At 53.0% G+C, this 13,757-nt stretch carries 5 protein-coding genes and 1 pseudogene; all 6 read right to left on the bottom strand.

Annotated elements, in window-relative coordinates; genetic code table 11:
* Nucleotides 1-61: 61 nt before the first annotated feature.
* Nucleotides 62-1,813 carry a glycosyltransferase family 4 protein gene (locus ACLQ8T_RS07300; protein ID WP_413456218.1) on the bottom strand — a complete coding sequence of 584 codons (1,752 nt, stop codon included), beginning with the start codon at nt 1,811-1,813 and terminating at the stop codon, nt 62-64.
* 9 nt (nt 1,814-1,822) lie between these two features.
* Nucleotides 1,823-2,998: a glycosyltransferase family 4 protein gene (locus ACLQ8T_RS07295; protein WP_413456386.1), complete on the bottom strand. Its 1,176-nt coding sequence runs from the start codon at nt 2,996-2,998 to the stop codon at nt 1,823-1,825.
* A gap of 50 nt (nt 2,999-3,048) precedes the next feature.
* Nucleotides 3,049-4,962, bottom strand: a complete 1,914-nt coding sequence (locus tag ACLQ8T_RS07290) for a glycosyltransferase (RefSeq protein ID WP_413456217.1) — start codon at nt 4,960-4,962, stop codon at nt 3,049-3,051.
* Between the two features lie 109 nt (nt 4,963-5,071).
* Nucleotides 5,072-9,502, bottom strand: coding sequence for a glycosyltransferase (locus ACLQ8T_RS07285; RefSeq protein ID WP_413456216.1), 4,431 nt, complete (start codon nt 9,500-9,502; stop codon nt 5,072-5,074).
* A 643-nt stretch (nt 9,503-10,145) separates the two neighbouring features.
* Nucleotides 10,146-11,500: pseudogene (locus ACLQ8T_RS07280) on the bottom strand (integrase core domain-containing protein).
* Between the two features lie 369 nt (nt 11,501-11,869).
* The gene (locus tag ACLQ8T_RS07275) at nt 11,870-13,306 is read right to left on the bottom strand and encodes an IS1380 family transposase (protein ID WP_413455087.1); all 1,437 of its coding nucleotides are present in this window, start codon (nt 13,304-13,306) and stop codon (nt 11,870-11,872) included.
* Nucleotides 13,307-13,757 lie beyond the last annotated feature (451 nt).

The following is a 13,757-nucleotide window of genomic DNA, read 5'->3' as shown; positions in this document are numbered from 1 at the left end:
GCACAAGAAGTGCAAGATTAGCCCTATAAACCATATCCCATCACTGAGATCAACGACGGTTTCATTGTCCCGGAGCTTTACTTATTACTCGCTCGTAAACTTCGACAATGCTAAGTGCGTTTTGTTCCCAAGTTCTATTAGCTAGTACGAATTCCCGCCCTGACTTGCCCATGCGTCGGGCATTTTCTGGGTTCAGCATCAATTTCTCGATACATTCAGCCCACTCGGCAACTGCTCCTGCCTTAATCAAGTGACCGTTCTCACCGTCTGTGATCAGTTCTCGCAATGCAGGAAGGTCAGATGCCAAGACTGGTACTTTTGATGCCAATGCTTCCACAGGTTTGAGCGGAGTCACCGAGCGCGTGACCGCCGAGTCAATTCTTGGCACGACGAAAACGTTCAACGCAGCATGATAGAGATGCGCTTGTTCTCGAGGAATGCGACCTGGAAACACACATCGCCCAGCAATTCCTAGTTTTTTGGCAAGGCTTACCAGATTTTCACGATCAATACCGTCCCCGACAATCAGAAGACGTAATGACTCATGTTGATTCGCAAGTTCGGCAACAGCGCGGATTACCGTCGAAAGGCCCTCATAGTGAACCAAGCTGCTGACGGTACCTACATAAAATGCTTCAGAATCAAGCCTCAGCTGGTCACGCGCTTGGCGCCTAGATACAGGTTCCTCAACAAACTTTTCCCCGATTCCGTTTGGCAAGATTGAAATCTTGCGCTCATCAACACCCGCATCCACCAGATTGCGCTTCATGGCATCACCCAAAGTGAAGACATGATCAGCGTGCTGTGCTACAAACGCTTCGCGTTCCAGGAATAGTCGGTAACGTTCCGAATCCTTAGAAGAATCAGGACGCGTCGACAGCCACGTATCTGCCAGCTGACCACGAACTTCATATACCCAGGGTGTACGAGTCGCTTCTGCAACTGCCTTAACCGCCAGGGCATTAGAAAAATCTGTCGTGGTGTGCAGCACAGAAGGCTTCTCTCGAATAACTCTCGCTAAGAGATCCTCAGCTTGTTGCTGAATTCTTCCAGTCAGATCATGCTTCGCAGGAAAAGGCAGACAACGCTGGTATTCAATATCAGATACGACGTCTGTTTCAGAAGCTGACAATTTCCCGATATTTAATGGGTAATTGACCCTTGTCAGTCCCTTGACTCTCCAACCGGCTTCTTTCAAGGACGTCAGTATTGAGTGGGTCCGTTGTGCGTATCCGCTACCAGTGTGCGGCAATGAGTTTGTAGCAACATAAATAACCGACCGGGTCTCACTATTCGATTTATCTGGAACACGGGGTGCAGCAAGTTGAGGCTCTCTACCCTTGAAAGTTGCCAGTTCGGATTCATAGTGGCTAAGTTGACGCCCGCTGCGAATGTCTCGCAACAGATTTATGGCATCGGTCATTCGGCCTAATGACCACAAAAGGCGGGCATTAGCGCGTACATGAGCGTTAGACGGAGCACCCCGACTCAACAACTCCTCTGCAATTTTCCATTCATTAGATGCAATACAAAGATTGGCTAGGAATACAGCGTGGCTTGGGTTGCCACCCGTACTTACCCAGTCTCTGCAGGCAGACTGGAATGCACTGCTTTTGTCCCTCAGCATCGCCGAGAGCGCACGTAGGCGAATGTTCGAATTATCGCTTCCCAGAGTGCTAATTAACGCGCCTAGAACAGGATTGGACTTGAAACGGCGGGCAACTTGGAGCGCAAAAAAAGTCGGGTCATCAGCAACGTTTGATAGTACCAATTTACCGGTGTTGATTGCGTTCGGAAGGACTTTTAGATTCAACAGTTTGCTCTATCTTTTGGCGTGCGCGTCGATAACTGTAGCCAGCAATTTGGCATAATCCCGTCCGGCTTGACGCAGAGATCCGTGTTTCCTGACCCAGTCGGTACCACTATGATTTGTCTGCAATATTTTGGGGTTCGCAACCACCTCATTAATGTATGAAGATAGCGCAGATGCGTCCTGCTCAATCACTACCCCGGCGTTCGAATCACGGATGATTTCGGCAGCCTCTCCTCTGACCAATCCAGTAACGTGCTGATTCAAATACAGAAGTTCGTACAGTTTCGATGGAACTGTGTGATTAAAACTCGGCCAATCAGGACGAAGCGAGACCACACATGTGTCCGCCCATGAGTAGTTTTCCAGTACCCGTTGGCCGTAGACAGGGTCTTGGAAGTCAATGTCAAGTCCGAGGTCCATCGCCAGTCTCACCAATTTGGCCTTCTCAGTCCCTTGGCCGACAATGCGTAGACGTACATTTTCCGGTACATGTTTCATTGCCCGGATAACGGTCTCAAGTCCTTGACTCCGACCAATATTCCCTAAATAAAGAATATGGAATTCGCCATCACTTTCGCGTTGAGAGACTTCGAGGTCTGCGCGTTCGGTTTCAACGCCATTAGGGATCGTGGCGATGTTTTCCATCCCGTTTCGCTGCATCTTGAATGCCAGGCCTTGCGTCACTGTCACCAGCATGTCGCTTCGGTTCACAATAAAACTGATGAGCTTCGAGATAACCGGCTCAACCCAGCGGAACTTAATAACTTGTGATTCACTGAGCAAATCGGGCCAGGCATCTCGAAGGTCGACAACCAACGGTACGCGCCGTAGCCGGCTAGCCACAAAGCCAACAATTAGCGTTGGAATAGCTGGTACAGTTGCAACAATAACGTCGGGCTTCTGCCGCCGGAATGCAGCCGGAACGCTTAGAACAGCATCTACGCCATGCTTCAATACTTTTCCGAGCATCGTTTTGGAGCGACGCATTGACGGATAATGCTGCAACGTCACATAAGGACTATCGAGAAGTCGGCGTTGGCGTTTAGTTGCAATCCGATTCGATTTTGGGGTCACTACTGTAATTTCATGGCCCAATTGCCCCAGTTCGTCGACGATAATCGACCAGCGTCGCTGAGGCGGCGAGATCTCAGGCGTAAAAGAGTGAGTCAGAAGCATAACTTTCATCGTTTTCACACCCTTGGATTACCTCGTACTACTTGCACAATAAAATTTTCCTAGAAAAAGACATGTTTATCGTTGCGTCCAAACCACTGAATAGTACCAGTAGCAGTCAGCTCCGCGTCGCTCAGATCCCACGTATGTGCCAAACCATCGCTTCCTCGCATCTGAGTAAAATTAAAGCGGTCACTCGAATAAATTGTTCCGCCACGCTCAATGACGTCTTTTAGGAATTTGGTATCTTCACCACGGTTGCGTGTATCAAAAGGCGTCTCGCGGAAAACATGTGCGTGACCAAGTATCGTCGGCCCCATGACAAGATTGGTAAATCGGTGTTCGCGTTCTGGGAATCGCAACAAGGTTGCATCAGAATCCGCGAGGTACATGTAATGCGCCTGCTTACCGACTATCGAAGCTCCGCTGTAACGTAGTGCCGCAACTTGGTCAAAGAGATAGTAGTCGCCATATAGATCATCATCGTCCATTTTCGTGATGAAGTCCCCTGTTGCCATCGCGACCGCTGCGTTCAGGCAGTCACCTAAAGTGCTTTCTTCGCCCATCTCAAGCAAATGATAAGTGGCTACCCCAGCTGCCGATGCCATTTCGTTCAGCTTTTCGACGTCGGCCGAAAACTTATGGGCCACGAGGACAAGCTCGACGTCAACGTCTTTCTGTCTTCCGACAGTATCGAATATTTGCTGGAGCTGGTGAGGTCTGATGGTTGAAACGATCGCACTAACTTTTGGGGTACATGTCATGGACATTGGACGACGTTCGGGAGAGATCAGCCCTACAAGCTGTTCGACTTGCTCAGCACGATGCGCATAAGTATGGCTCTTCCAGATCCGGCGCTGCCCCATATGCACCATACGCTCACGAAGCTCAGGGCTTCGTACCAGGCTACGAATCGCGTCGGCCGCCTGTTCCCTGCTGGATACCTGGACTACCTCTGAAGCAGTGAAGAAATTCTCAATAGCAGCGCTTGGTGCCGATATCACCGGAGTACCAGCGGCGGTAATCTCGAATATACGTCGGGCACACATGCTTGGCGAATCAACTACGGAGTTTACGTTCAAGAAAACGTTGTAGTACTTGTAAGCAGAAAGCATCTTGTCATAGTCAAGTGCACCTACGACGTTCTTGTCATACGGTGCCGGGAACTGGTATTTCGCGTCCCCAGCGTGCTGTCGGGAGAAAATGTCCAGCCCACTAGTTAGCTTCGGAGAGATGTCCATGGCTCCGCCAAGAACGATCTCCATCTGTTCTTGACGCTCGGGATACTTGTCGGCGAAGTACATTCCAGCAAAAGCTACATCTCGTCGCTCTTGGTTGAGTGGCCGAACAGGATTATGGAACTTGGGTTGAGCAGCAAAGCTTAGTGCCGCGACGCGATCGTGGCCCAATGCTTTGTGATACTCCGGAATCTTTCGGGAATCCGATGTGAAAACAACATCGAACAATTTTGCAGAGTCCAGGAAATCAGCAAAATGCGGTGGATCTTCTTTGTTCCAGAACGCTGTTGGGATAGATCGCTTTTTGAACGCTTCTACCATCTCGACAAACGCCGGTCGAGGCGCTGTCGGTCCGGTCAGATGGTACTGCCAAGACTTGTTATTTCCAGCCCATGCTGACTCGACGAAAAGAAGATCGAATTCTTGTGTTTCAAGCGCGTTTTGCCACGACCCGGGGGTAATAAAGGTGCAGTTCCATTCAGGTGACCAAGCTTTCGCGCTGAAGTCATCAAGAATGACAGCAACTTCTAATTTGCCTTCGTGATCATCAGAAGGTTCAAACTCTGCCGATGGGAATTGCAGTCCAAGCCGTTGCTCAACGTCACTTTGCACGTGGCGTTTCAGTCCCCCTGTACGCAAATCGTAGTTGCGACGCTGGTACCACTCCTGCAATTGCTGTGGACCACCATGGCGAAGATGCCAAAGCGCTTTTCGAAAGTCCCCTAATGCAATTTTCACTCTTCAACTCACTTCAACTTCAACGCAGACTAGACCAATAATACAGTGAGGTGCGCTCCGTGGCGATTGCCACCAAACGCACCTCACCAGCGGAAAGACTTACATCCCGCTACTTTGCTTCAATTTCGTTCATGATTCGATCAAGAATTTCGTTGGAGGAATAGTTCTTCACTGTGAACTCGCGTGCAGCTTCAACCTGCCGCGCCAAATTCGCTTGATCCCGGACCTGACTGACCACATATTGAGCTGCTGACTCAGTGTCTGCGTGCAACCACTCATTCGGGTACAGCCACTCCGCTCCCGGCCAGGCCAGGCCTACCGGCAACGCACGAGATGCTGCACCATCTGCAAGGGTAAAGTGGAACGACTCAAAATCGCTTGTAGATACGGCAACACCGATACCTTGGTACCACTGTGCCATGTCATCGCCCTGAGGGTCGAAGATTACTGCGCCACGGAGTAGGCCAGACTCTTCAATGCGGGCATACTGTGCTTCATAGAAGGCCATTTCGTCTTCGCGTGCAGCCATCCAAGGGTAATCTTCCGGCCGTTTGCCCTTGACTCGCAACGTGTATCGGCTGTCGATCGCCCGCAACTTTTCCAGTAAGTCCAGGACCAGGTCAAATCGCTTCATCTGCGGAACCATGCCAACGAATCCCAGTACATACTTGGAAGCATCAGACTTCGGAAGATCGAGTTTCTTCGTATCTACAGAGTTGGGAATGACCATGGTCTTAGCCGCAGGAATTCCGAACTTTTGAATCGCCATGCCGCGAATCAATTCGCTGACAAAGATCACCTTGTCAACTTTCTTGTAGTTCACCGAACGCGGGTAATCCGTAAATAGTTCCTGGGAATGGAAACGGGTAACCAGTTTTTGCCCAGGCTTCAAATGCTTTGAATACCATGCCAAGTTGCCTAGCGACCATTCGCAGAACACCGTGTCTGCATCTTCTAGAAACTCTTGGCTTTCTTCGACATTGTGCTGCGCGTGGCCGTCCCACTTATCGACCAGTAGGTTATGCCCACGTCCGGAAATTCCTGACATGAGTGAGCCGGCAAACTTGAGGTCATGTCCGACAACTAAAACGTTCTGCACGTCCTTGGATACATGATTTGCCGTGAGAGCATCTTCTGGTTCTTCAATATCAAGTGGGCGTCGAAGGCAAATGGTCACATCGCCTGCCGCTGATGTCTTGGCAGTACGCTTCATCGTCGGCAACTGCTCATTCGCGTGCTCGCGCATCCAGAGGGGCAGTCCTTGGGTACCTACGTATTTATCGGAGACCTGAACTGTTGAAGCTTGCCCATAGAACATTGCAATTAGCATATCCTCAAGAACCTGAAGATCCTTGAGGACATCTTCAACGTTAGTGGCAATCACGTCGACTTCACGAACCGAGTCACCGCTTAATACTTCTATCCCAGCAGATCGCAAAATGTTCGCTGCAACGTCATCGTCGTCGATCCCAGCAACGAAAACCTGAGCAGGTCGAACGCTAGCGGCTAGGAGGTCCCGGGCATTTTCCTCGGTCATTGTCTCCAACTCAATGCCAAGTGATGGCAAGGCAGGGATATCAATTGCGAGACCAGCCATCCGAAGTGCCAAAGCCAAACGATGGTGCGCCAGATGCTTACGGAAAGTTACCCGTAGTGGCGCCCATGCATCCGCGACGCGATCAGCTTCGGAATTCATCCACAGTGCTGAAATCAGTTCCGATTCGCGTCTCGAAGCGACTACCGGAACTGAACCATCAAACATCCAGGTAACACCGAAGCTCTTACCGCTAATTACGGGAGTGCCACAGGCAGCAAGCTCGAACACCCGACGGGAGAACATAGTAGGCGAGGCATTCACCGAGTTCACGTTTACGTGCACAGGATGAGACTTGTAAGCCTCTACCATTTCTTCATAAGTTAATCCGCCCTGTACGTACTCCTGCAATGCTGGTGGGAACTTGTATGGGGAATCAGGATTGTCAGCCTGGCGATCATAAATAGTTAGCCCTTGGGGACGTGCTCCTTCCAGGATTGCGCGCAGTTCCTTCGAACGCTCTGCATAACGATCGCCATAATAGGAGCCGCCGTACGCGACAGTATGCGAGTATTCGCGGGATGTTCCCATGGGATTGTGGATCTCTGCTTGAGCCCAGAAGGAAAGGCTGCCCAGCGCCTTGAGGTTTCCACCACGGTGCTCCCAATAGTCGTTCAAGCAGTTAGCATCAGTAGTCAAAACCACGTCGAAGTATTTGGCTGTGCGTCGGAATCGATTGAAATGAACCGGATCTTCCTTGTTCCAGAAGATTGTTGGGATGTTCTTGCTCCGGCAGTAACCAATCAGGGCTACAAGATCCGCGCATTCCTCATCGTCGTAATAACCGACCTTGCGGGTCCAAGTACCGTCATTTCCTGCCCATGCAGATTCCACAAAGAGTAAATCGACAGGGTTTGACGCCAAGACTTCTCGCCAGTTCTCAGGAGTTGGCGAAACAACATTGACCTCACGGCGGATGGTTGAAGTGGTAAATTCGTCAGCGATAAGAGCCATACGAATCTCGTCAAGCTTCTTACCCGTTGGCCTACGGTCTTGGACACTTCCAATTTGAGCAATGAAAGTCTTTGCAACGATCGGCCAGGTACGGTTCTCCACGGTCCATTTACGTGAGCGGCGTCCCATGTCCTGAGCTGTTTTAGGATCTACCGCCAATTGGACAATCGCCTCGGACAATGACTGAATATTGTCCGCGTCGAAGAGGAGGCCGCGAGTGCCATCAGTGCCAAGCAAGGTAGCAATTGGCGATACGTTGGAACCGATCACAGGACGTCCTGCGGCCATGGCTTCAATCGGCTTCAATGGCGATACGAGTTCAGTAACAATGTTCGATTTTCGTGGGCAGACGACGGCGTCAAAAATTGCCAGGTAATCGTTGATTCGTTCGTTCGGTACGCGCCCCGTGAATCGAACACGCGCGTCCAAGCCCAAATCAGATACCTGCTGCTTTAGGGCTGGCAAAACCGAGCCGTCGCCGACGATTATAGCGCCAACATGAGACAAGGATTCGGGCAATTCGGCTATCGCGTTGATTAGCAGGTCCAGACCCTCATAGTCGACCAAGCTGCCTGCGTATCCGAGAAGGAACTCATCCTTCTTTTTCTCTGCAACAACCTTCGAACGCTCAGCCGGGAGCGGAACGAATTGGAAAATATTGGCAGCATTCGGCAAGATTTCAATCTTGCCTCGTTCCGCGCCACGCTTCACAAGTTCTTCGCGGACTTCCTCAGTAATCGCAAAAGCTCGATCTGCTTCGTTCGCCACGAGAGACTCTATGCGGCGCGCTAGCTCGAATCGCTCTGATTTATGCCAGGTTTCGTTGCCAGCAGCTGCGGTGATTTCCCAGAGACCACGAACTTCATAGATGAACGGAATGCCAAGACGACGAGCTGCAATCAATGCCGGCAGTGCCGTAATGTGGTTCGACGCAGAAACGATCACCGCGGGTCGATTCATCATCGCTTCGCGGACGTAGATATCTGCCGCGATCTGCACAAACTTATCCAGTGGATCATTACGCAATGACACGCCAGGATTGAAGTATGTATCGACGCCTTGGTAATGGCGGATCAGGCGCTTTTCTTTTGGCATCTTCTTGTTGACCTTGGAGTCCCAAGGGTAACCAGGTCGCGCTGCGATAAAGAGGTCGATACCCGCTTCGGTAACCGCGGTTGTTAGGCCAGTTGTACGCGTCGAATATCCGTTGCTGTTATATTCACCGGTGCTATGGGCGCAATACATCACCTTATCCGGTTGTGGCACGTAGGCAGGCGTCGAAGTCTTCGGCGGAACTGCCGGCAAGGAATCGAGTAGTCGGGATTGTCCCAAAATCTGATCATGCAAGGCACCGAAGCTTGAAGGCGCTTCCTCCTGATTGGCAAGCTCACCTAACCCTGCCGCTGGTTCTACTATCTCACCCAAGTCTCGATAGCGGGCTATATAAGCATCAACCTCACGCTTGATGGCACCGATCACGCCGTTCTGAGAACTGGTTACGGTTGAAGTACGTGGCGTAACCTCGCTTATGGAATTGGAGATGGCCTTTGGTGCCAAAGTATGACTAGCGTTTTGGACCTCGCGGGGTGGAACCGGTTTACGCGAGAAGGGGCTCTTCATCCCTCGGGCAGCTCTCACAACCGGATGGTTCTTTAGATTCTCATACGCTGCCTTAAATTTCTCTGCCCGATTGTGTTCCTTCGCCAGTTGCTTCTTAAGGATCGATGCTTCACTGCTAAACCGCTGCCTCTCTTCTTTGGCAGAAGACAGTTCTCGTTCAAGCCTTGCGATTAGCCCCTCAGCTTTAACTTTGCGTGCACGGAGCTTCTCGTTTTCGCTCGATAGCTTGGATGCTTGGGCACTGTACTTCGCTAGGTCATCGAGAACCCGTGCCTCAAAGTCATCTCCAAGGTCCAGGTACTTTTGTCTAATGCCAAAGAGTTCGGCGCGCGAACTAATTGTCTGTGTGGTTTTATGATTCGATCGTTTCACAAGGAAACTCCCTAAACTCTGCGTTCTTCTCTGTGAGTAATTCTAGCGGTTCGATTGGATAAGCTGAATTTTGACGCTTCTCCTACATTGCCATAGGTAACAACGGCTGTTCCGGCGACTTGGCATCTAATCAAAGGACTTCGTGAACGCAAGATCTCATCCCATCATGGGCAACCGGGCTCAAGTCTGCACCCGGTCACAAAAAAGAAGTACCGTCAATCGCTATTCTGCACGTTAACACCGTCAAGTACTTGGTACTAAGCACCCATGGCAGTCAAAGCACCGACGTGAGAATCATCGGCGAACGTGTCGCCACGCTGGCGGAAAGTCTCGTTTGTCGTGCGCTACCCGATCGATTCGCGAGCGAGGCCGATCGTCGACCGGCTTGCGAATAACACCAGACGGCTGCTATTCGGCCAAACGCGCATACGAACATCGGAGGGGCGCCCACGCTTGTGACACAGCTGACTCAAGAGAATAGATCGTGCCCTCTATTTCTTCCCACGGTCGTTGGTTGAATAAAACCATTGCCTGTTGACTAGTTGCTTCATGGTATGCGACATCTTAATTAAGGGGCATTAATTTAATTGTGTGATGTCTCAAGACACCGGTGACACTTCTGCCTCATGACATCGGCAACAGATCAGACCGGGTCAGGCATGTTTTGGAACTTCGCCGTGGCATGCTTCAAACTCAAATACTTCACGCCCTGCGGGAACGGGTAATCGAATTTCGCGACCAGTTCACCCTCCATGCTCAGCACCATCAAGTCCGTCGGGTCCCAAACCACATTTACCACTGTCGAGCGCAGTAGCTTGCCCAGATAAATTTCAACCCCGGCAACCCGCAGGCAACGGTTCTTATTGGCCCGCAGCACGTGGCTTCCGCTCTCACCCATGAGTTCAGAACGCAGCGTGGCGCTGAGCTTAGCCGGCTCTGGAGGGGTTCGCGCAGCAGCGATCTGCCGGGCCTCGCGCTCACTTCCGGCTTGGACGCCAAGAGCTACTTGAGCCTGGCTCGGTCCTGGTTTCGTGCTCAGTTCCTTCCATTGCCCAAGCTCCAGCGGCTCAGCTGTGGGCGTTGCATCCCACGCTTCTTGTGGAGTCATCCGATCTTCCAGGGACTGGTGCCCGCGTTGGGTGTTATAGGCATGGTCGAAGACATCCAGCTGCGTCTGCAACTGTGCTAGATCGGTGGCGAACGGCTGCTTTTTCAGCCATTTGAACAAGGTTGAATGAAGCCGTTCGTTCTTGCCCTGGGTGGTGGGCTTGTGGGGTTTGCCAGTGATCGTCGCGATGCCCAGACTGTTGGCGTAAGCGACCAGCTCGCTCAGCACGGCACGGCGGATGGGGTTCAGCGCATCACCATTATCGGTGAGCAGTCTTTGCGGCACGCCGCACGATTCGATGCCTTTGCGGAAGACCTTCACTGCATCTTGGCCGTTCTCGGTCTTGGCGGCCAATGGAGCGACCGCCGGCCGGGAATGGTCATCGATCAGCTGGAAGATCACGCATTTGCGTCCTCCTTCCAGCACGTATTCGGTGGCGTCCAGATGCCAGCAGGAATTGGGCATCGGATAGCGGAAGGACCGGTAGGAGGAGCGCGGACGCTTCTGCGGGCTGGGGTAACCAGGCCTCGTTCGGAGAAGATCCGGGCCAGTGCCGAGATCGATACCGTGGGCATACCCGGCTTCTTCATGTGATCGTGCACGCTGATCGGTCTGTGATCCCGGCCCGAGGTTTGCAATGCCTTGCGCATTGCGACCGCTTGGTCCTTGACGGCTTCGTTTGTTGCGGTAGGCGCTTTTTTCGGCCGTCGGGAGCGGGGTTCCAGGGCTGCTGCTTGGCCTTCGGTTTGGGCTCGTTTGCGGATTTGGTAGAAAGTCTTGCGGCTAATTTCGTGTTCCGTGCAGAAGGCGGTGACCGCGCCTCTGGGAGCGTCTTGTGGCCATCGGGCGATGGCTAAGCGTATTGTCGAGTTGACTGGATCATTTTTCACACTTTCCAGTTCATCAGCCCGCGTGCTGGCCGAGAGGCCGGTAGGCGGGCTGTGTCCTTCGGGGCGTTAAATCCCGGGGAGAAGTGTCACCACTTTAAATGTTGGAGTGTTACCGATGTCCTGAGGCAGAACTGTTACCGATGTTCTGAGAGAAAACAGCATTAATTTAATTGTTTTCATGAAATACCCTGGCTAGCCCAACTTTTTCATGACGGCCCGGAAACCCACCAACGCACGGCCTAAGCCACGCACTGGTGGGTTTCCCCATTCCTGGGCACGACGAAGAGCGCCAACCACTGGCGCACGTGCCGGCCACCACCCGCCGAAAAGCATTGCTGTTGAAGGAATCAAGAACCAGGAACCAGCGGCTCAGGCCGCCAAGTGCCCATTCCGCCACTGACCAGCCAACAGGCTGATCCGCTCCTGCAACAGCAGCACCAACCCCGCTTCCGGCGCGTCCTGGTTGACCAGGAGCCGCGGCTGGCGGCTGCCGGTGACCAGCTTCCCCGCCAGCGACCAGACGCGGTACCGCCACCTCTTCAAGTCCCAGCACCCAGCTATGTGCTCGGCTGGCAGCACGGCCAGTTGCAGCCATATCACCAGGTTCAAGGCGAACATCGCCAGGTTCGCCCAGGCCTGGTTCGCACCGAACGCGAAGAACGGCAGCTTGCCCAACCCGGCAGCCTTCAGCGACTTGATCCGATTCTCGCAACGGCCCCGCGCCCGATGCCGCACGTCCAGGAACGCCGGATCAAACCGCGGAGCATTGGTCAAAAACGCAGTCACCCGATTCCCGTCCGTGTCGAATAAGCTGGCCTTCGCCCCGGGATGCAGGGGCTCGGCCCGCAAATAGATCCTGGTGCCCGGCGGATAATCCCTCAACCCCAAGATCTTGGTCGCGTCGATCACCCACGCATCCTCACGCTGCTCGCCGGTGGCGGTCAGCGCCGGCTCCCAATACTTCTTCTCATTGATCCACCCGATGAACCGCTCATTGACCACCGGCAGCGCGTACGAAGTGGAGAACTGCAAACCCAGGGCATCCAGGTGGTGCAAAAACTCGCGGGACGCACCAGCACTATCGGTGCGGACCAGAATCTTCTCACCGATCAGACACCCGTTTTGGTCATAGAAATCATCGGGCAGCTGAGCCAGCGCCTCGGTGAGGATGCTGATATGGTCCGCCGCGCTGTTGGCTCCCTTATTGCCGGGGCGCATCCTCACCGCCAGCACCTCGCCAGTGCCGTGGCCCTGGCCGTAATCGGCCATGGCGATCATCGGAGCGAAGCCGTACCCGCGCTTATAAGTGCCCTTGGCACCTTCCTTATCCGAGTGCACATGCACCAACGACGCATCAATATCCACAATAAGAGGATGGGTGCGGGTCGCCCGGACGGCGGGGCTACGCTTTCCTGCGGCAGCCCAGAGCCGGGAGCGAACCTCCCTTTGCATGGTCGCGAAGGCGTAGTCGAACGCGCCGGGATGCTCGGCGAGGCGGGTGAAGAAGCGGCTGAACGTCGCCTCGGAGGCAACCTGCCCGAACACGCCTGGAGTGGTGCGTAGCTGATCGGTATCGGTCACGTGTTCCCCGCCAGAGGCGAGCATCAACACCAGGTCGCTGATCATCTTCCCTGGCCGGTGGGTCGCGGTGGCGGGGACGAACTGGCTGAGCCGGTCCTCGGCCAGTTGACGGAACCCGAGGGTGTTGAGCAGGCCGGTCAGCGTGGACAGTCCTGCGTGGGACACCAGATTCTGGGAGGTGGTCATGGTTGGGAGCTGGGGGTAAAGGCCGGTATGATTGTTCATTGAAAGAGTGATCCTTGAACTCATGGAATTTTGGCTTAGACACCTTTATTTTCCCAGTTCAGATCACTCTTTCGTCTTTAATGACAGTTAATGACGTGGCCCATCATGAAACACCCGGGCTAGCTCCAAGGCCTTAGTCGCCTACCGCTGGCATTGCGCCCTTAATGCTGTATGATCCGATCATTTTTGTGCCGATGCTGCCAGAACTCGAAGGATTGACTCAAGGTCTTGAAAAGGGATGATACCGATAGAACAAAAAAGTCGTGACGCAGCGCTCTGCAACACACCGCCTGGCTTACTCCGATCAGCAGGGTTTGATGCTTTCGACGCTGCAACAAGATGAACTGAGAGTGTTACCAATGACTTGATGCGGTTTATCACTGACGTACTGACACATGGCTAGGCTAAATGGAAGCCGCAGCCCACCTAGCAGACCTCGTCAGAAACTATT

The sequence above is a fragment of the Glutamicibacter sp. FR1 genome (assembly GCF_047300825.1).
GTDB classification, from domain to species: Bacteria; Actinomycetota; Actinomycetes; order Actinomycetales; family Micrococcaceae; genus Glutamicibacter; species Glutamicibacter nicotianae.
This window is presented reverse-complemented; position numbering and strand designations above follow the sequence as displayed.

What these genes read in the sequence shown, in the direction of transcription:
- ACLQ8T_RS07295 (WP_413456386.1), bottom strand. Translation starts at nt 2,998, where the DNA reads ATGAAAGTTATGCTTCTGACTCACTCTTTTACGCCTGAGATCTCGCCG.
- ACLQ8T_RS07275 (WP_413455087.1), bottom strand. Translation starts at nt 13,306, where the DNA reads ATGAACAATCATACCGGCCTTTACCCCCAGCTCCCAACCATGACCACC.